21 protein-coding genes and 1 tRNA gene are annotated in these 18,897 nt (G+C 65.6%); 8 read left to right on the forward strand and 14 right to left on the reverse strand.

The genetic code is table 11. The annotated features are described in order from the left end of the window. Positions 1–268: 268 nt before the first annotated feature. Positions 269–2,533: a CDC48 family AAA ATPase gene (locus tag LAQ74_RS04080; protein ID WP_224335339.1), complete on the reverse strand. Its 2,265-nt coding sequence runs from the start codon at positions 2,531–2,533 to the stop codon at positions 269–271. Then, the gene (locus LAQ74_RS04085; protein WP_224335341.1) at positions 2,530–2,784 is read right to left on the reverse strand and encodes a DUF7127 family protein; all 255 of its coding nucleotides are present in this window, start codon (positions 2,782–2,784) and stop codon (positions 2,530–2,532) included. The genes LAQ74_RS04080 and LAQ74_RS04085 overlap by 4 nt, the downstream gene beginning before the upstream one ends. Before the next feature lie 204 nt (positions 2,785–2,988). On the opposite strand from LAQ74_RS04085, the gene LAQ74_RS04090 reads away from it, so the two are divergent. After that, positions 2,989–3,774: an alpha/beta fold hydrolase gene (locus LAQ74_RS04090; protein ID WP_224335343.1), complete on the forward strand. Its 786-nt coding sequence runs from the start codon at positions 2,989–2,991 to the stop codon at positions 3,772–3,774. A gap of 269 nt (positions 3,775–4,043) precedes the next feature. On the opposite strand, the gene panB is transcribed toward LAQ74_RS04090, so the two are convergent. Next, complete coding sequence (gene panB / locus LAQ74_RS04095) at positions 4,044–4,853, reverse strand: 3-methyl-2-oxobutanoate hydroxymethyltransferase (RefSeq protein ID WP_224335345.1); 810 nt, start codon at positions 4,851–4,853, stop codon at positions 4,044–4,046. Positions 4,854–4,979: 126 nt separating this feature from the next. Between panB and LAQ74_RS04100 the strand changes: the two genes are divergently transcribed. After that, positions 4,980–5,261 (forward strand): DUF5822 domain-containing protein, encoded by a 282-nt coding sequence (locus LAQ74_RS04100; RefSeq protein ID WP_224335347.1) that lies wholly within the window; start codon positions 4,980–4,982, stop codon positions 5,259–5,261. 1 nt (position 5,262) lies between these two features. On the opposite strand, the gene LAQ74_RS04105 is transcribed toward LAQ74_RS04100, so the two are convergent. From LAQ74_RS04105 to LAQ74_RS04125, 5 genes are all read right to left on the reverse strand, one after another. Continuing rightward, entirely contained in the window at positions 5,263–5,850 is a 588-nt protein-coding gene (locus tag LAQ74_RS04105; RefSeq protein ID WP_224335349.1) for an HAD family hydrolase, read from the reverse strand. 68 nt (positions 5,851–5,918) lie between these two features. Further along, a complete protein-coding gene (locus tag LAQ74_RS04110) occupies positions 5,919–7,067 on the reverse strand; it encodes an acyl-CoA dehydrogenase family protein (RefSeq protein WP_224335351.1) in 1,149 nt (382 codons plus the stop codon). An 85-nt stretch (positions 7,068–7,152) separates the two neighbouring features. Then, positions 7,153–8,400, reverse strand: a complete 1,248-nt coding sequence (locus tag LAQ74_RS04115) for an alanine--tRNA ligase-related protein (RefSeq protein WP_224335353.1) — start codon at positions 8,398–8,400, stop codon at positions 7,153–7,155. A 48-nt stretch (positions 8,401–8,448) separates the two neighbouring features. Further along, the gene (locus LAQ74_RS04120; RefSeq protein ID WP_224335354.1) at positions 8,449–8,970 is read right to left on the reverse strand and encodes a helix-turn-helix domain-containing protein; all 522 of its coding nucleotides are present in this window, start codon (positions 8,968–8,970) and stop codon (positions 8,449–8,451) included. A gap of 213 nt (positions 8,971–9,183) precedes the next feature. After that, a tRNA-Leu gene (locus tag LAQ74_RS04125) sits at positions 9,184–9,268 on the reverse strand. A gap of 230 nt (positions 9,269–9,498) precedes the next feature. Between LAQ74_RS04125 and LAQ74_RS04130 the strand changes: the two genes are divergently transcribed. Together LAQ74_RS04130 and LAQ74_RS04135 are read left to right on the forward strand one after the other, a co-directional pair. Further along, positions 9,499–10,059, forward strand: coding sequence for a DUF420 domain-containing protein (locus LAQ74_RS04130; protein WP_224335356.1), 561 nt, complete (start codon positions 9,499–9,501; stop codon positions 10,057–10,059). A 70-nt stretch (positions 10,060–10,129) separates the two neighbouring features. Next, on the forward strand, positions 10,130–10,981 hold the full coding sequence (locus LAQ74_RS04135; RefSeq protein WP_224335358.1) for an alpha/beta fold hydrolase: 852 nt from the start codon (positions 10,130–10,132) through the stop codon (positions 10,979–10,981). A gap of 18 nt (positions 10,982–10,999) precedes the next feature. Here the strand turns inward: LAQ74_RS04135 and purF are convergent, their stop codons facing one another. The 4 genes from purF to LAQ74_RS04155 all read right to left on the reverse strand — a co-directional run bounded on the left by purF (position 11,000) and on the right by LAQ74_RS04155 (position 13,754). After that, on the reverse strand, positions 11,000–12,508 hold the full coding sequence (gene purF / locus LAQ74_RS04140) for an amidophosphoribosyltransferase (RefSeq protein WP_224335360.1): 1,509 nt from the start codon (positions 12,506–12,508) through the stop codon (positions 11,000–11,002). Positions 12,509–12,745: 237 nt separating this feature from the next. Continuing rightward, positions 12,746–12,919 (reverse strand): 50S ribosomal protein L37e, encoded by a 174-nt coding sequence (locus tag LAQ74_RS04145; protein ID WP_117595117.1) that lies wholly within the window; start codon positions 12,917–12,919, stop codon positions 12,746–12,748. Continuing rightward, a complete protein-coding gene (locus LAQ74_RS04150) occupies positions 12,916–13,152 on the reverse strand; it encodes an LSM domain-containing protein (protein WP_224335362.1) in 237 nt (78 codons plus the stop codon). The genes LAQ74_RS04145 and LAQ74_RS04150 overlap by 4 nt, the downstream gene beginning before the upstream one ends. Before the next feature lie 125 nt (positions 13,153–13,277). After that, a complete protein-coding gene (locus tag LAQ74_RS04155; RefSeq protein WP_224335369.1) occupies positions 13,278–13,754 on the reverse strand; it encodes a GNAT family N-acetyltransferase in 477 nt (158 codons plus the stop codon). A 113-nt stretch (positions 13,755–13,867) separates the two neighbouring features. Between LAQ74_RS04155 and LAQ74_RS04160 the strand changes: the two genes are divergently transcribed. From LAQ74_RS04160 to LAQ74_RS04175, 4 genes are all read left to right on the forward strand, one after another. Continuing rightward, positions 13,868–14,758, forward strand: a complete 891-nt coding sequence (locus LAQ74_RS04160; protein WP_224335371.1) for a DUF502 domain-containing protein — start codon at positions 13,868–13,870, stop codon at positions 14,756–14,758. A gap of 25 nt (positions 14,759–14,783) precedes the next feature. After that, positions 14,784–15,200 (forward strand): archease, encoded by a 417-nt coding sequence (locus LAQ74_RS04165; RefSeq protein ID WP_224335374.1) that lies wholly within the window; start codon positions 14,784–14,786, stop codon positions 15,198–15,200. 141 nt (positions 15,201–15,341) lie between these two features. Next, positions 15,342–16,409, forward strand: coding sequence for a DoxX family protein (locus tag LAQ74_RS04170; protein ID WP_224335376.1), 1,068 nt, complete (start codon positions 15,342–15,344; stop codon positions 16,407–16,409). Between the two features lie 92 nt (positions 16,410–16,501). Next, positions 16,502–17,962: an RtcB family protein gene (locus LAQ74_RS04175; protein ID WP_224335377.1), complete on the forward strand. Its 1,461-nt coding sequence runs from the start codon at positions 16,502–16,504 to the stop codon at positions 17,960–17,962. Between the two features lie 164 nt (positions 17,963–18,126). Here LAQ74_RS04175 and LAQ74_RS04180 read toward each other — a convergent pair whose 3' ends face one another. Together LAQ74_RS04180 and LAQ74_RS04185 are read right to left on the reverse strand one after the other, a co-directional pair. Further along, on the reverse strand, positions 18,127–18,348 hold the full coding sequence (locus LAQ74_RS04180) for a DUF7556 family protein (protein ID WP_224335380.1): 222 nt from the start codon (positions 18,346–18,348) through the stop codon (positions 18,127–18,129). A 71-nt stretch (positions 18,349–18,419) separates the two neighbouring features. Continuing rightward, on the reverse strand, positions 18,420–18,866 hold the full coding sequence (locus LAQ74_RS04185) for a DUF7969 family protein (RefSeq protein ID WP_224335382.1): 447 nt from the start codon (positions 18,864–18,866) through the stop codon (positions 18,420–18,422). Positions 18,867–18,897 lie beyond the last annotated feature (31 nt).

Genomic DNA, 18,897 nt, shown 5'->3' on the forward strand with positions numbered 1-18,897 from the left:
AACTGTTTAATACGGCGACCGGTTCCGTTCGGATCGGACCCGTCGTTCTCGGCGTGCCGAGACCGGACGCGCATCTCGGCACGAAGTCGTCTCCCCGAGTGCGACACCGCAGATTCGGGAGTGGCATCACTCTCGGGACACACCTCGTTTCCGGTGAAATGAACTATCGTTATGTTTAGTGTTCACTCCGAGGGAGCGACGGTCGAAGCGGGAAACCCGCCGTCGACGCCTCGGAAGCGTCGACGGCTGGAGAGTTGGTATCGGCCGACTACTGGAACGTTCGGCTCATCTCGTCGCCGTCGCGCTCGATGTCGGCGGTGCCGAAGCGCTGTTCGATCTCGTCGTAGCGCTCGCGCGTCTCGTCGGTGACGCTCGGGCCGACCTGGTCGAGCGCGTCCTCGAAGTGGTCCATCGTGATGCGGACGTTGCCGACGGAGTCGTCGACCTCCTCGGGTTTCACCGAGCGGATGAACTCGCGGCTGGCGGCCATCGCCGCCTCGCGGGCGAGCGCTTCGAGGTCGGCACCGACGTAGCCGTCGGTGCGGCGGGCGATCCTGTCGAGGTCCACGTCGTCTGCCAGCGGTTTGTGCTGGGTGTGGACGTCCAGAATCTTCCGGCGCGCCTCCTCGTCGGGGACGGGCACGTGGACGTGCCGGTCGAGTCGACCCGGGCGCAGGAGCGCCGAATCGATGAGGTCCGGCCGGTTCGTCGTCGCGATGACGACCACGTCTTCGAGCGCTTCGAGGCCGTCCAACTCCGTGAGGAGCTGCGAGACGACGCGCTCGGAGACGCCCGAGTCGCCGCTGTTGCGGCCGCGCTCGGTCGCGATGGCGTCTATCTCGTCGAAGAACACCACCGTCGGGGCGTTCTCTCTGGCCTTGCTGAACACCTCGCGGACGCCCTTCTCGGACTCACCGACGAACTTGTTCAGCAGTTCGGGCCCCTTCACCGAGATGAAGTTCGACTCGGACTCGTTGGCGACGGCTTTCGCCAAGAGCGTCTTCCCGGTTCCGGGCGGGCCGTACAGCAGGACGCCCTTGGCGGCGGCCATGTCCATCTGCTGGAACACTTTGGGGTACTCCAGCGGCCACTGGATGGTCTCGCGGAGCCGCTCTTTGGTGTCTTCGAGGCCGCCGACGTCCTCCCACGTCACGTCGGGCACTTCGACGAACACTTCGCGGAGCGCCGAGGGTTCGATACCCTTCAGCGCCTCGCGGAAGTCGTTCTCCGTCACCTGTAGCGACTGGAGGACGTCCGCGTCTATCTCCTCGGCGTCGAGGTCCAACTGCGGCCGGATGCGCCGCAGCGCGGTCATCGCCGACTCCTTGGCGAGCGACTCGAGGTCCGCGCCGACGAAGCCGTGAGTGCTGTCGGCGTACACGTCCAACTCGACGTCGTCGGTCAGCGGCATATTCCGCGTGTGGACCTGCAGAATCTCCTTGCGGCCGTCGCGGTCCGGAACGCCGATTTCGATCTCGCGGTCGAACCGACCGCCGCGGCGAAGCGCGGGGTCGATGGCGTCGACGCGGTTAGTCGCGCCGATGACGACGACCTGGCCGCGCTCTTCGAGACCGTCCATCAGCGAGAGCAGTTGCGCCACCACGCGGCGCTCGACGTCGCCGCCGGCCTCCTCGCGCTTGGCGGCGATGGAGTCGAGTTCGTCCATGAAGATGATGGCGGGCGCGTTCTCGGTCGCCTCCTCGAACACGTCGCGCAGCTGTTCTTCGCTTTCGCCGTAGTACTTCGACATAATCTCCGGGCCGGAGATGGTGTGGAACTCGGCGTCGATCTCGTTGGCGACGGCCTTGGCGATGAGCGTCTTCCCCGTGCCCGGCGGGCCGTGCAGGAGAACGCCCTTCGGCGGGTCGATGCCGAGGCGCTTGAACAGCTCCGGGTGTCGCATCGGCAGTTCAATCATCTCGCGGACCTGTTCGAGTTCGCCTTCGAGGCCGCCGATGTCCTCGTACGTCACGTCGGGACCGGTACCGGAGCCGCCGTCGCCCGCGCCCTCACGAATCTGTTCGGCGGGCTTCTCGCTGATTTCGACAGTCGTCGAGTCGTTGATCACGACCGTTCCGGACGGCTGCGTCGACGCGATTTTCAGCGGCACCGCCTGACTCTGGTTCGACATGAAGCCGAAGCCGAGCGGGAGGCGGACCGTCTGGCCCGTGGTGACGGGCTGACCGCCGAGTTCGCGGCGGATGAGCGCGTCGATGTTCCCGCGGATGCCGAGTCGCTGCGGGAGCGCGACCGTGACCCGCTTGGCGGGCTTGACGTCCGCCTTCTCGACGGTCACGCGGTCGTCGATGCCGACGTTCGCCTGCTGGCGGAGTCGGCCGTCGATGCGGATGACGCCCGACCCGCGGTCCTCCGGGTAACCCGGCCAGACGCGGGCGATGGCCGCGCTGTCACGGCCCTCGATGCGGATGAAGTCGCCGCCTTCGAGACCCATCTCCTCGGCGACCTGCTTGTCGATGGCCGCGAGACCGCGACCGGCGTCCTTCTGTTTCAGGGGCTTGACTGTGAGCTTCATTTGGATACCGTGATGGTCAGTACACCGTTGTTGGTCTCAACTGTTGCGTCCGTTCCGGGTAACTCGAACTCGAACTCGGTCTCGGACACCCGGTCGCCGTGGTCGACGACCACGATGGCGGTCGTCCCCACGACGTCTACGTCCACGGCGTCGTCGTCGTCGACGCCGAGTTCTGCAGCGATGACCCAACTGTCGTCGTACTCGTATCGGCGGATGAATCGCTCGCCGCCGGCTGATTGTTGAACACTCATTGGGTGATTCCTAACCCCAAGTTAGGCATCTAAGTATTTAAATCTTTCATACACGAATCGCCGTACGACGTGGGAATCACCCAACTGTAGTGGATTTGTGGTTCACACGAGAGTAGCCAGTATGAGTCACTCTCGGGGGCGTGTGAGTGTCGGGGGCCTCGGCGCACGGATGTGTTTATCACGAGCGCCACGAAAACATATCGCATGAACACGTGTTCACACCACGGACGCGAGACCGCCTATCGAGTTTCCGGCGGTGATACCGGCGACTCCGAGAACGCGGGAGTGCTCTGTATCCACGGCAGCGGTGGCTCGCACGGCGTCTGGAAATCGCAGTCCAGACTCGCCGACGAGCGGACCGTCGCGGCGGTAGATCTGAGCGGACACGGCGAGAGCGACGATGCCGACGCCGACGCCGGATACGAGGCGCTGTCGGTGTACGCCGCGGATGTCGTCGCCGTCGGCGAGGAGACCGACTGTCGCGTGCTCGTCGGCAACTCCCTCGGCGGCGCGGTGGCGATGACTGTCGCCCTCGAACGCAAACTCGATTTGGACGCGCTCGTGCTGACAGGGACCGGAGCGAAACTCACCGTCCTCGACGACCTTTTGGTGTGGCTGGAGGAGGACTTCGACCGCGCGGTCGAGTTTCTCCACGACGACGACCGACTGTTCCACGACCCCGACGAGCGCGATCTCGAGTTCTCACGGAAGGCGATGCGCGAGGCCGGCCAGGAGGTGACCCATCGCGACTTCCTCAGTTGTCACCGCTTCGACGTGCGCGACCGACTCTCCGAGATCGAGGTGCCGACGCTCGCCGTCGTCGGCGAACACGACCAACTGACGCCGCCGTGGTACCACGAGTTCCTCGCCGACGAGATTCCCGACGCCGAGATGGTCACCGTCGACGACGCCGCGCATCTGGCGATGCTGGAGCAACCGGCGGCGTTCAACGACGCGGTGTCGGAGTTCTTGGGCGGGCGGGGGTTGTAGTACGCCGACTCATCGCTCTTTGTACCGTTCTGCGCCGAGCGTACCGTACATCCGATCGGTTGCTGAATTCCCTCACAGCGCTCAGAAATGTGCATACACGACAGTTACTCGACGCTCTGGTGGTGTAGGGACGAACCAGGCCAAACGGCCGCCGTCACCATCACGAGTCGAACTAACTCGCTGTAGCGCGAGCGACTTTTTTGGTGTAGATTTTTTGGCGGGGTTCGAGCGCGCCGGAGGCGCGCGAGGACCTCGTAAAAAAAGGTGCGTCAGTAGAGCTCGTCCAGGTCCTCTTCGACGTGGCTGTGCTCCTCGGCGGGGAACTCGCCGGATTCGACAGCCTCGCGGTACGACGAGATCGCCGATTCCATCTCCGCGCGCACGTCGCCGAACTGCGTGGCGAACGGCGGCGTGTAGTCGCTCAGTCCGAGCACGTCGTCGACGACGAGCACCTGACCGTCGCAGTCCGACCCCGCGCCGATACCGATGGTCGGAATCTCCAGTTCCTCGGTGACGCGGGCGGCGAGGTTCGAGGGAATGTGTTCGAGGACGAGCGCGAACGCGCCCGCCGCCTCGTGGGCGTGAGCGAGTTCGAGAAGTTCCGTGGCCGCCTCCGTGGAGGTCCCCTGGCGGGCGTAGCCGACTTCCTTCACCTGCTGCGGGGTGAGGCCGAGGTGCGCCATCACCGGGATGCCCAACTGCGCGAGACGCTCGGTGAGTTCGACGGTGTGCGGACCGCTCTCCAGTTTCACCGCGTCGGCGTCGGCCTCCTTCAGCATCCGCCCGCAGTTTTGGATGCTCTCGGCGTCGTCGACGCCGAAGGAGAGAAACGGCATGTCGGCGACGACGAGCGCGTCCTCGGCGGCGCGGGCGACCGCCCCCGTCCGACTCGCCACCTCGTCGACGGTCACGGGCAGCGTCGACTCGTGGCCCAGTGCCGTGTTCCCCATGCTGTCGCCGACGAGGAGGATGTCGATACCGACCTCGTCGGCGACGGCGGCCGTCGGCGCGTCGTACGCGGTCAGCATCGTTATCGTCTCCTCGCCCGCCATCGCGCGGATGTCGCGAACCGTTGGCATACCCGCCGTTGGCGCGCCCGACGGTAAATACGTACGCCTATCGGCGGAGCTGTCAGGTGAGATGACAGAACTGACGCGCGTGCGACGAACCGGCACACATTAAGGCTCGCGCGCGAACCTCCGCTCGTGCAACCCGTCGAGCGCTCGAATCCCGAAGGCGTCGACTTCGGGTGGGTGATGCAGGTGACGTTCGTCACGACGATTCTCACCGGCGCGCCCGTCGTCGCCGCGCTGTCGACGACGGTCGCGTTGCCGACGTGGGAGTCGCGCGTCTCCTTCGCCGTCCGCGTCGGCGCGATCATCTGGATTTTCGTCGCAGTCGGTGCCTACGGGTACGCTCGGCGGACGGATGCCGGCGACGGCGGGTCGAAACCGGAAGAGGCGGGCGGCTCCGACGAATCGGAGTGAGTCAGACGTCGGACGGCCCGCCGTCGACGTACTTGAACGCGACGCCCGCGCGTTCGGCGGTTCGTTCGTCCCGCGCGGAGTCGCCGACGAACAGCGCGTTCTCGGGGTCGACGCCCAGTTCCCGGAGCGTCGCCAACAGCGGTTCGGGGTCCGGCTTCCGCGTCGCCACCGAGTCGCGACCGACGACGCTGTCGACGTGGTCGGCGAGTTCGTGCACGTCGAGCGCGATCCTGCAGGCGTCCTCGCAGTTGAGCGAGCAGACGCCGACGGGGACGGCGTGGTCGGCGACGCCGTCGACCAGCGTCAGTCGGGTCGAGTTGCGCGCGCCCTCGCGTTCGTGGTCAGCGATGACGGCCTCGATTTCGGGGCGCATCCCCTCCTCGTCGGCCAGATCGAGCATCGCCCAGAGGTCCATCCCCGCGGCGTCGACGCCGGCGTCGTCGAAGACGGCCCCGGCGTCTGCGGCGACGCGGTTCCAGTCGACGAGCAGATCGACGAGCGTCCCGTCGAGGTCGTAGACGACGGCGTCGTAGCCGTCGAAAGCTATCGAATCGTCCGCCAGCTGTCGGTCGAGGGAGTGTGCAGTCACTACCGGGGACTGGGCCTGCCATCGAAAAGACGGCTTCGGTCGGTCGACGCGTTCCGGTCGAGTTTCGCTCAGTCGTCGAGGACGCCGCGGGCGATGATCTCCTTCTGTATCTCGCTGGTCCCCTCGTAGATGGTCGTGATCTTCGAGTCGCGGTAGAGACGTTCGACGTCGAACTCGGTGACGTAGCCGTAGCCGCCGTGAATCTGGACCGCCTCGTTGGACACGTCGACGGCCGCCTCGCTGGCGTGGTACTTCGCCATCGCGGCCGAGACGCGGTTGTCCTCCCCGGCGTCCTCCTGTCTGGCCGCCTCGCGGACCATCAGCCGAGAGGCGTGGACCTGCGTCGCCATGTCTGCGAACTTGTGACGGATGGACTGGATGGAGGCGATTGGCTTGTCGAACTGCTCGCGCTCGTGGGCGTATTCGCGGGCCTCGTCGAGCGCCGATTGGGCGAGGCCGACCGCCTGCGCGGCGATGCCGACGCGGCCGCCCGTGAGAATCTGAAACGCCGCCGAGAGGCCTTTGCCTTCCTCGGTGAGGCGGTTCTCGGCCGGGATGCGGACGTCGTCGAACTTCAATCCCGTGGTGTCGCTGGCACGGAGACCGAGCTTCTTCTCTTTCTGTCCGACCTCGATGCCGACGTCTTTCGGCACGAGAAACTGCGTCACCGACGAGGGGTCGTCGGGGTCGGTCTTCGCGAAGAGGATGCAGACCGCTCCGCGCTCGCCGTTCGTAATCCACTGCTTGTCGCCGTTGACGACGTACTCGTCGCCGTCTCTTCTCGCGACGGTCTCCATCTGCGCGGGGTTCGACCCCGCCTGTGGCTCCGACAGCGCGAACATCCCGACTGGACGGCCCTGCGCCATGTCCGGAAGCCAGCGTTCTTTCTGCTCCTCGTTCCCGAACGCGGCGATACACTCGGTGGCGAGACAGTGCACCGACAGCGCCGTCGCCACGGCGAGTTGGCCGTAGGCGACCTCCTCGTTGACGATGCTGTAGGTCGTCCGGTCGGCGTCGAAGCCGCCGTACTCCTCGGGGACGGTGAGGCCCGTCAGGTCCAACTCGGCCAGGCCGTCCCACACCTCCTCGGGGAACGTCTCGGTCTCGTCGGCCGACCGCGCGGTGGGTCGAATCTCCTCGACGGCGAACTCCCGAACGACGTCGCGGATGGCTCGCTGCTCGCCCGTGAGCGACGAGTCCGCCCGTGTAGTTGCCATAGCCGTGAGTTCGGTCCCGAATGGAAAAAGATGACTGACTCACCGTTCGGGGCTGGGTCGGGGCGGGGTCGGGCCAAGGGCGACCCTACGACTCGCGGAGCGACTCGACCACGTCTTCGGGCGACGCCGACAGCCCGCCGCCCTGCGCGAACGTCGGACTGCCGCCCCCGCCGCCGCCGAACTCGTCGGAGACTTCGTCTACCACGTTGCCCGCGTTCACGTCGCCGTCGGTGGCGACGACGACGAACGTCGACCCCTGTTCGCCCGCGACGGCGATGGCGTCGGTTCCGTCGCCGACACGCGACTGCAACTCGTCACCGACGTCGTTCGGCCCGACGCCGGAGACGACGCCGACGCGCCACGTCGCGCCGTCGCGTTCGACCGTCGGTAAGGCGTCCAAATCGGCGGCGAGCATGGCCGTCTTCGCCTCGCGCAGCTCGGCGGCCAGTTCTTCCTTGTCCTGCTGGAGTCTGGCGACGAACTCGGGGAGTTTAGTGACGCTCGTGCCGACTTCGCGGGCGGCGTCGAGCGCGGCGCGTTTTACCTCGGCGCGGCGTTCGACCGCCTCGGGGCCGACGGCGAACTCGACGCGCGTCAGCCCCTCGCCGGGGTTCGACCGGCTCAGTACCTCGACGGGGCCGATTTCGCGCGTGTTCGAGACGTGCGTCCCACCGCAGGCCGCCACGTCCCACGGGTCGCCGTTTCCGCGGTTTCCGCCGCTCCAGTCGCCTTCCTCGTGCACCGCAGCGCCGACGGTGACGACGCGAATCGAGTCGGCGTCGGCCATCACGCCCTCTTCGGTTTTGGTGTTGAACGCGACGTTCGGGTCGTCGAGCGCTGCCTCCAGCGACCGCTGTTCCCACGTCACCGGCCGCGACTCCCAGACGACGCGGTTGACCCGGCGTTCGAGTTCGACGAGCGTCTCGTCGTCGATGTCCGTCGTCGTTGTGAAATCGACGCGCACCTTCTCGGGGCTGATGTCGAACCCGCCGTAACCGAGGTCGGAGAGAAGGCCGCGACCGGCACCGTAGAGGACGTGACTCGCGGTGTGCGCCCGCATGCAGTACGTCCGAAACTCGTTGTCGACGCGCCCCGTGACGGTGTCACCGGCGTCGAACGCGGGCGATTCGTCGAGCACGTGGACGACGCCGTCGTCTCGGCTCTGGACGTCGACGACGCTGATCCCGCCGAGCGCGCCTCGGTCGGCGGGTTGGCCGCCGCTCTCGGCGTAGAAGTACGTCTCCGAGAGCGTCACCTCGCGGCCGTCGACGGATTCGACAGCCGTCTCGAACGTCCTGACGTCGGGGTGGGCGGGTGCGAGCGTGGGAGACATGGACGTGCTAAGACGGTACGCGGACAAAAAGCTACAGAAAGCTACAGACTACTCGTCGCTCAGTTCGATACCGAGTCGGTCTTCGAGTTTCCGGATGACCGACCCACCGACGCCCGCTCGGGTCGCCCGACCCTCCTCGACCGCGACGAGGTCGCGTTCGCTCACGTCCAACTCGGCCGCGAGGTCGCCCGTCGTCAATCCGGCGTCCTGTCGGGCTTCGGTGACTCGGTCGCCGTAGTCGCGGACGAGGTACGGGAGCCGGTCGCGTTCGTAGTTGGTGCCTTCTTCCTCCCAGTGTTTCGAGTCGCCCTTCCCGGCGTCGTACATCTTCGCCGCGCGTTGGGCGGCGCGCTTCTTTCGGCTCGGCTCGCTCTCGTCGCGGCCGCGCGACTGGTCGCGGTGCTTGCGCTCTTTGTTCCGGTTCTCGCCGTGGCTGGCGCAGTCCGGACAGACCATCAGCGTCGCACCGGCGACGCTCTCCTGTCGGAGCCTCGTACTCTCTTTGCCACAGAGTTCGCAACTGCCGCCGTCGTCTCCGCCGCCGCCGCCTCCGGTGGAGTATTTGGCCATGTACCCGCCTTACTTGCTCAGCTGATTTAAAGCCGTGCCCCGGTTCGGCGAGGCTCGCGGCCGAGTGACGCTGTTGGGTGCCCGAGCAGTCGCTCTTCGATGTAGTTTCGGAAAGGATTGTGCGTGGGTGATGTCCGTGTAGGGACGTCACCTGCATCGTACTCGGCGGCTACGCCGCCTCGTTTTCGGCGGAACTTCGTTCCGCCATTGCGATGCGTGGGACCGGATTTGAACCGGCGGACCTCTACAGGACAGCGCCCTCAACGCTGCGCCGTTGGCCTGGCTTGGCTACCCACGCTCGCGCGTGTCTTACCGCATTCTCTCGTTTCGCACGGTTCGTTAAAAGCCCTTCCTTTCGACGGCGGCGTGTCGACCGTTCGCAGTATGGCGGTTTCTCGTACCCCGTCAACACCGCATCTCGATCGCCACGCCGACAGTGAGGTCGGCCGAGAGTGACGGCTACGTCGATAGCGGCGACGGCGAGAGGGACAGAGCAACCGTTTTGATGCCCGAACACACAGTTCGAGCATGGAACTCCGTGTCAGAGACCACGTCCCGGCGACGACGGCCGTCCTGACGCTCGTGTCACTCGGTCTAGTCTTCGGCGCGGTGCTCGGCGCGATACCCGACGTGCTGCTTCCGACGGCACCGCAACCGCTGTACGACGCGATTCCGCACGTCAACGCCGTCATCAGCACTATCGCCATCGCCACCATCGGTCTCGGCGTCCGCGCCATCCGCCGCGGCGACGTCGACAGACACCGGACGCTGATGCTCACGACCATCGTCCTGTTCACGACGTTTCTCGTTCTCTACCTCTACAAGGTCATCTCGCAGGGAACCCAGGAGTTCCCCGGCCCCGCGGTCGTCGACCAGTGGGTGTACCTGCCGACGCTGGCGATTCACATCCTCCTCGCTATCGTCTGTATCCCGCTTCTGTACTACGTGCTGCTGCTGGCGCTGACTCGTCCCGTCTCGCAGATTTACGGTACCCGCCACAAGCAGATCGGCCGCGTCGCCGCCGCGCTCTGGCTCATCTCGTTCGTGCTCGGAAACATCGTCTACGCGCTGCTGTACGTGGTTTACTGAGCGGTCCGAGCGAGCCGACCACGTCCCTCCGCTCGCCGACGTTATCTCCGCAGGAGACGTAGAGCGCCCCTTGCCGACAGTACGGACCAACGACATCGAAACGTACTACGAGCGACGCGGTTCGGGCCCGGCGCTCGTGTTCGTCCACGGCGCGATTCTCGACCACTCCCAGTGGACACTCCAGATGGACGCGCTCAGCGACAAGTACACGACGTACGCCTACGACGTTCGCGGCCACGGTCGAACCGGCGGGTCGAACAGAGAACGGTATTCGATAGAGCTGTTCGCCGACGACTTGGACGCGTTTCTCACCGCGTTGGCTATCGAGCGTCCGATTCTCTGTGGCCTCTCGATGGGCGGCTGCATCGCGCAGGTGTACGCGGCCGGACACCCCGACCGGATAGCAGGTCTCGTCCTCGCGGACACGTTCACCCCGGAGCTACTGAGTCGGAGCGAGTGGCTGCAGCGCTCGGTGATGCTTCGAGCGACCGTCCCGCCGGTCCGACTGCTCGGCTACGAACGCGTCGAGAAGGCGATGGTGTGGCTTCAGGAGCGACTGTCGGGCGAGAGCGTCAGCGGCGACTACAGCAACGTCGAGCGACTCCGCGAAGCAGGGCCGAAGATGGCGACCGAGGAGTTCGCGAAGGTGATTCGCGCCGTCGCGGGGTTCCACGAGACCACTCTCGACCTCTCGGCGATTACGACCCCGACGCTCGTACTGTACGGCGAACACGAACCGCCGTTTCTCCGCCGCCACGTGCCGAAACTACAGTCGGAGCTCCCGGACGCGACCGTCCGTGAGGTTCCGGGTGCGGGACACGCCTCGAACCTCGACGACCCCGAGTTCTTCACCGGGGCGATGCGGGAGTTTCTGACAGCGTCGGTCTTCGAGAGCACGGGGGCGGTCGGAAACGAGGAGTGAACGGGAACGCGGCCGCCGTCAGTCGTCGGCGGGCGCTTCCGGGCCGATAGCTGGACGAGTCACGTCGCGGTCAGTCGTCTCGCCGTCGATGTCGTACGGATACTCGCCGGTGACGCAGCCGAGACAGAGGTCGGCGCGCGATTTCTGGAGACAGTCGGCGATGGAGTTGATGGAGAGGTAGCTGAGGCTGTCCGCGCCGATTTCGTCGCGGACCTCGGCGACGGAGCGGTCGGCGGCGATGAGTTCCTCGCGCGTGTGCATGTCGATTCCCATGTAGCAGGGGGCGACGATTGGCGGTGCGCCGATGCGCATATGGACCTCTTCGGCTCCAGCGTCGTGAAGCAGTTCGACCAACTGCGTCGACGTGGTGCCGCGGACGATGCTGTCGTCGATGAGCGTCACCGTCTTCCCCTCCACCGTGCTCCGAATCGGGTTCAGCTTCAACCGAACCGCGCGCTCGCGTTCGTCCTGCGTCGGCATGATGAACGTCCGCCCTACGTACCGATTCTTCATCAGCCCCTCGGCGAACTCGACGCCGTCGTCGTCCTCCGCCCGAAGTTCGCCGTCGGCGGTCGTCTCGCTCGCCGCCTCGGCGTAGCCCGTCGCGAAGGCGCGGCCCGAGTCGGGAACCGGCATCACTACGTCCGTCTCGACGCCGCTCTCCTCCCAGAGCGCGCGACCGAGGTTCCGCCGGACTTCGTAGACGAGCGTGTCGTCGATGACCGAGTCGGGTCGAGAGAAGTAGACGTGTTCGAAGAAACAGTACGCCGAGTTCTCTTTTTCGACCAGTTGATAGGAGTCGAAGCCGCTGCCGTCGCTTTCGAGGACGACGAGTTCGCCCGGCCGGACGTCGCGGACGAGTTCGCCGTCGAGGGTGTCGATGGCGGCCGACTCGGAGGCGATGACGTAGCCGTCGTCGAGCTTTCCGATGCAGAGCGGGCGGTTCCCCTCGGGGTCTCGAACTCCCAGAACGGTGTCGTCGTGGCTGATGGTGAGCGCGTAGGAGCCGTGGATTCGCTCCATCGTCCGTTTGACGGCGCGGACGAGGTCCGACTCCAGGAGATTACGGGCGAGATCGTGGGCGATGACTTCGGTGTCGCCCTCGGAGGTGAACGCGTGGCCGAGGTCTTCGAGTTCCGAGCGGAGTTCGTCGGCGTTGACGAGGTTGCCGTTGTGCGCGAGGCCGAGCGACCCTGACTTGAACGAGACGGCGAAGGGTTGCGCACAGCAACTGTTGACGCCGCCCGCCGTCGGGTAGCGGACGTGCCCGATACCGGCGGTGCCGCGCAGCGTGGAGAGCGACTCCTCGTCGAACACGTCGCCGACGAGTCCCATCTCCACGTGGCTGTGCTGTTGGAACCCGTCGTGGGTGACGATACCCGCCGACTCCTGTCCCCGGTGCTGGAGCGCGTACAGCGAGTAGTACAACGGCCGCGCGGCCTCGCGGTCGTCGAGCGAGACGCCGACGACGCCACACTTTTCGTTGAGACCGTCTCCGACACGACGGGTATCCCGCCCCTGGTGCATGAGAGAGGGTGAGAGGGCCACGCGTAAAAACACCCGTGGTTGTGCTGTATTCCGGCCTCCATCTCACACAGATATACACGATCTTGTATTTTCTCGACACGGAGACGGTCACTACCGGAGCCACCGCAGGTGGCAGGAAGTCGAATCGTCGAGTCGTTCCGGAACCGCCGGGAATCGAAGACGCCGTCGCTCCGAAGGAGTTTCTGAGAGAGAAAGAACGTCGCAGGAAGCGGAGAGTTACTCGCCCGCTTTCGACTGCCACGCGTACTCGCGACGTTTCGCCGACTTGCCGAAGCCGCAGGACGAACAGACCTTCTTCTTCACGTGGTAGGATTTCTCGCCGCAGCGACGGCACTTGACGTGCGTCGTCTTGTTCTTCTTGCCCTGACTCGGGGTTCCTGCTCCCGTCATGCTGTTATCGTGACCACGTTATCGCCGCGTATAATCGTTGTGTCTTCGACTTCCTCAACGTCGAGGCCACCGACGAGCGCGTCGTCGTCGTCGCCGAGGCTCTCCTCGAGCACGACGTTCATGTGCTGGTCGTAGCCCGCCAACGTCCCGAAGTAGGACGTTCCATCCTTCAGTTGCACGGTGACTGGCTCGTTCAGGGATGCCTCGAGTACGTCGAGGGGTCGTCCGCTCATACCCTGTACGCCACCGGTTTCACTATTAAAAATACCGGATACAACGTCGAAACCGCGGCTCCGTGTCGCGGTTCGTCTCGGTCCGTGGCTCGTCGGGGTCGTCGCACGCCGTCGGAGAGCCGAACTCACCGACGAACCAAATCCGAGAATTTCTCGCGCAGACCGCCGTTTTCGCCGATTCTGAGGTAGTAGGCGTTGCCGCCGTCCTCGTAGTAGTTGTCGATGCGGCGGGTTATCTCGAAGCCGATGTGCTCGTAGAAGTCGAGGGCGGCTGTGTTCGTCGTCCGCGCGTGGCAGGTGACCGTCCGGTGTTCGTCGGCCACCGTCGCAACCAGACGCTGACCGTAGCCCTCGCCGCGGACTTCGGGGGCGACGGCCAGAAAGAGAATGTAGCCGTCTCGCCGCGTCGAGACGAATCCGACGAGTCGCTCGTCCTCGTAGAACAGGTGCGTCTTCGAACGTCGGTACGCGTCCATGAAGAAGCCGCGTTGCTGCTTCAACACACCCTCTCGCTCGCGGATGCGCTCCTTCAACGCCCAGGCGTCCTCCCCGTGGTCGGACCGCCCCGGCTCGTCGACGCGCAGTTCGACGTTGACGCTCACTACCACACCGTAGTATAGAGGTAGTTATAAGTCCACCGTCCCGAACGACCTTCATCAGCGTCTGACAGTTTGCTGAAGAAGTTCTTTAGTGACGCACTAGCGTGTGGAGTCGTATGGACGAGTCCCGTCCGGGCGCCGAACGCCACGTCAAGCGGACGATAGAGACACGGGTGAGAGACGCTATCGTCTCCGGCGTCGCGGTCGTGATTCCGCTCGTCATCACGCTCGTCGTGTTCATGGTGGCGCTCAACGCCGTCTCGGAGTATCTCGACCTCCTTTCGGACGTTCTCATGCAACTTCCGTGGACGTCGAGCGTCCCGACCGCACAGTACGTCGACAGGGAGTTGGCCATCGAACTGCTCACGCCCGTCGTGCTGTTCGGGTTCGTTCTCTTCGTCGGGTTCGTCGTCGAGGGCTCGAAGTACGGCGAACGCGCCGTCGACTACTTCGACGCCGTCCTCGGGTCAGTCCCCGGCGTCGGCGCGGTGTACGACAGTTTCCGACAGATGAGCGACGTGGTGCTGGAGAGCGACGTGCAGAACTTCCGCGACGTGAAACTGGTCGAGTTCCCTGACGACGACGTCTACACGCTGGGCTTCGTCACCACGGAGACGCCGCCGCGACTCACCGACGCCACCGACCACGAGGGGATGCTGACGATGTTCCTCCCGCTGGCTCCGAACCCGGTAATGGGTGGTCACCTCGTCCACGTCCCCGAGTCGAAGGTCCACAACGTCGAGATGACCGTCGAGGAGGGCGTCCGCGCTATCGTGACGAGCGGTGTCGCCATCGGCCCGGCGTCGCAGACGGACGTCGGTCTCTCCGAGAACCAACTGCGGAACCTCTCGGCGATAGACGACGGCGAGAACGCGGACCTCACGAACGCAGATCCCTCGAACGGCGACACGCAGTCGAACACGGAGAACAAGTCGGAGGCCGATACCGGGCGGCCCGACCACGACGAATCTCGAAGCGTCGTCAACCGTCCCGACGACAGCGAGTAATACGTCGGCTGACGAGCGTACACAGATGAGCTACGAACTGCGCGCGCACACCGCCGATGTCGCCGTCGCCGCGGAGGGATCGACGCTCGACGCCGTCTTCGCCGCCGTCGCCGACGGCCTCGCGGCGGCCATGGCCGACTCCGTTCCCGACGATGGTGAGCGCTTCTCGCTCGAAATCCGCGCCGAGAGCCGTGAGGCGGCGCTGTTCGACTACTTAGACGAACTTATCTACGAACGCGACGTACGGGAGGTCCTCCCCGTCGATAACCGCGCGACGATCCACCGTGACGGCAACGGCGACGAGTGGGTCGTCGGCGCCAGCGCGCGGGGGGTCCCGCTCGCCGGTCTCGGCGCGCGCGAGGTGAAGGCGGTGACGTACTCGGAGATGGACCTCTCGGAGACGGCCGACGGCTGGCGCGCGTACGTCGTCTTCGACGTGTGAGCCGGATTCGATCGATTTTCCGACGCGGGTGGGCTGGATTCGAGCGTCGACGCTCGAAACCGTCACGGACGTTCGTTTCGATTTCTGTCGAAAACGAGCACGCACGTAGGATTTAGAAGCGCTCGATTCGGAGTTTCAGATATGAGGCGCCGCACACTCAAAGCGGTGTTCGCAACCGTCGTACTGCTGGCTACGTCCGGTGTAGCGAGCGCACACGTGAAGTACGTCGTCGACGGCGGCGGCGCGGGCAACGTCGTCCGACTGCTGGCGACCGTCGCGTCTGACCCGCTGAGTCTCGTACTGATTCTGGGGACTGGTACTGGGGTAGTCGTCGCCGCCGCGGGGTATCTCCGCTACCGACCCGCCGACGCCGACGTGCGCGCGTTCCGCGCCGTGATGGACGACTACCGCGACCTGGTGCCGTGGCTGCTCCGCCTGAGCGTCGGCCTCCCGCTCGTCGGCGCGGGCTTCGCGGGCTACTTCTTCACGCCGCTGGTTCCCGCACCGACCCGCCTGTTCGGCGTCGCCGTCGGCTTTCTGCTCCTCTTTGGACTAGCGACCCGACTCGCGGCCGTCGTCGGTCTCCTCGGCTACCTCGTCGGCCTGACGTTCCGCCCGGAGCTCCTCCTGGCGTCCGAGTACGTTCCGGCGTTTCTCGCCATCGTGCTGGTCGGCGGGGGGCGGCCGAGCGCCGACCAACTCATCGCGCGGATGGCCGACGACGACCGGACGCTGTACTCGCGCGTCGACCCCTTCTATCGCCGCGTCGCCGTCCCCTTCGAGCGACGTATCACGCCGTACCGGCCGTTCGTCCCGACGATTCTACGCGTCGGGATGGGGCTGTCGTTCATCTATCTCGGGGTGACGCAGAAGCTGATGAACCCCGTTGAGGCGCTCGCCGTCGTCGAGAAGTACGACCTCACCGCCGTCGTCCCGGTCATTCCGGAACTGTGGGTCGTCGGCGCGGGACTCGCCGAGGCCGTCGTGGGCCTCGCACTACTGTTCGGTGCGTTCACTCGCGCCTCGTCGCTCGTCGCGTTCGGCCTCTTCACGACGACGCTGTTCGGACTCCCGGACGACCCCGTGCTGGCGCACATCTCGTTGTTCGGTCTCGTCTCGGCGCTGCTGGTCACCGGCGGCGGGCCGTTCTCGTTCGACGCCTGGGTGGCGCGGGAGACGCGCTCGGAACGGGGCGTCGCCGCCGACTGAGACCGACGTTAGCCGGACACTCACGGCCGACGAACGGTCGGCGGAGTCGACTTGGGACAACGTATTCACGCACGCTAGTGCTACGGTACCACATGACGACGCGCGAGTTCGACGGCATCCGTCTCGAACGGGTTCGGGAGTACGTCTGGGAGATTCCGCGGGAGGGCGGGATGCGGGTCCCCGCCCGCGTTCTCGCCAGCGAGGAGCTACTCGAACAGATCGGCGACGACAAGACGCTTCAGCAACTGAAGAACGCGACGCACCTGCCGGGGATGACGAAACACGCGCTCTGCATGCCCGACGGCCACCAGGGCTACGGCTTCCCCGTCGGCGGCGTTGGCGCGACCGACGCGCAAAACGGCTGTATCTCGCCCGGAGCGGTGGGATACGACATTAACTGCGGCGTTAGAATGATGAATACTAGCCTCTCCTACGACGACCTGCAGGGGCGCGAGGAGGAACTCGTCGACGCGCTGTTCCGGACGATTCCCTCCGGGCTGGGCGGCGGCGGTGTCGTCGAATCCGGCGTCGAGACGGTGAATTCGGTGCTCGAACGCGGCGTCGACTGGGCGCTCGAAGCGGGGTACGCCGTCGAAGACGACCTGGTGCACTGCGAGGACGAGGGGCGGCGCCCGGACGCCGACGCCGACGCGGTGTCCCGGAAGGCGAAGGACAGGGGGAAAAATCAGTTGGGAAGTCTCGGCTCCGGCAACCACTTTCTGGAGGTTCAGCGCGTCACCGACGTGTTCCGCGCGGACGTCGCCGAGGCGTACGGACTCGCAGCGGACCAGGTAGTCGTCCTCATCCACTGCGGGAGCCGCGGCCTCGGCCACCAAGTGTGCAACGACTACCTCCGGCAGATAGAGAAGCGTCACGGCGACCTACTCGCGCAACTGCCCGACAAGGAACTCGCCGCCGCGCCCGCCGGAAGCGAACTGGCCGAGGCGTACTACGGCGCGATGTGCGCCGCCATCAACTTCGCGTGGGTCAATCGACAACTGGTGATGCACCGGACGCGCGAGGTGTTCGAGCGCGTGTTCGACCGCGACTGGGAGGCGATGGAGATGCACCTGCTCTACGACGTCGCGCACAACATCGCGAAGAAAGAAATCCACGACGTAGACGGCGAGGAACGCGAACTGTACGTCCACCGGAAAGGAGCAACGCGGGCGTTCCCGGCGGGCCGTCCGGAAGTTCCGAAGGCGTACCGCGACGTCGGCCAACCCGTCATCATCCCCGGAAGCATGGGCGCGGGAAGCTACGTGCTGCGCGGCGGCGAGGAGTCGCTGTCGCTATCGTTCGGGTCGACGGCGCACGGCGCGGGTCGGGTGATGAGTCGGACTCGCGCGAAAAAGGAGTACTGGGGCGAGACGGTACAGACCGAACTGCGCGACCAGAACAGAATCTACGTGAAGGCTCAGAGCGGCGCGACCGTCGCCGAGGAGGCTCCGGGCGTCTACAAGGACGTCGACGAAGTCGTCCGCGTCTCCGACGCGCTGGGCATCGGCGACAAAGTCGCGCGAACCTATCCGGTCTGCAACATCAAAGGTTGATAATCGGCGCTCGCCGACTCGCCCCGTCTACGGCGACCCGCTCAGTCGTACCGGGCGGGTTCGGGCGAGTTCTCGCGCGACGGGATACTGACGCGCGAGTTCAGGCGTTCGAGATTCGAACAGATGCGACTGTAATCTCTGGACTGTGTTTCGGACATGAACACTCACCGCCAAGCGTCGACTGCGACACATGCGGACGCGCTCATCGAGAGCCACGCGTCGTCGCGAGCGATGTCGGCGACGACCAGCGACTCCTCTCCGTCTACCTCGTCGAACGCACACGTCACTTCCGCGTCGGTCGACTCGGCGGCGTGCTCGTTCGTAACCCTCTGTTTGTCGCGTGGAGGGCGTCGGGTGGCCCGACGTTTCGGGTTTCGGGAATCCATCGTACTCTGAAAGACAACCTCCGAGGGGATACGACCATTGCCCAATAGATTAGGTACCCGCGTCAGACAGGTCAGCGTCGGAAGTCACCCGGTCCGCCCGGTTCGGCGGGGCCTCGCGGCCTCGTCGGGCCGTCTCCGCCGATATCGACGAACTCCGGGGGGCGGCGCGGGTCGAGTTCCTCGCCGCCGGCGTATTTGACGTAGCTGAGATAGAACGCTCGGCCACAGCCGATTTGGCCGTCGTCGTTTCCGTCGCCTCCCCCGTCCCCGCGGTCGTCGCTCGTATCGTTGCCTCGACCGGGAATCCACCCTTTCGGTCTGAACGTCACCGACGGGGCGCCGCTCTCGCCGCAGACGAGTTCGACCCCGTCGGCGTCCTCGTAGGCGTCGTCGGGGGTCGCGTACTCCCACTCTTCGAGTGGGTACGGCGTGACTGCCTTGTCCGCGAGATACTCGTCGCGTTCGAGTTCGACGAGCGTCTCGCAGTGCGGACAGTAGTAGGTGACGGTGAAACTCATCGCGTCCGGTAGGGGTCGCGGACACTTGTGT

The organism is Haloprofundus halobius, assembly GCF_020097835.1.
Lineage (GTDB): Archaea > Halobacteriota > Halobacteria > Halobacteriales > Haloferacaceae > Haloprofundus > Haloprofundus halobius.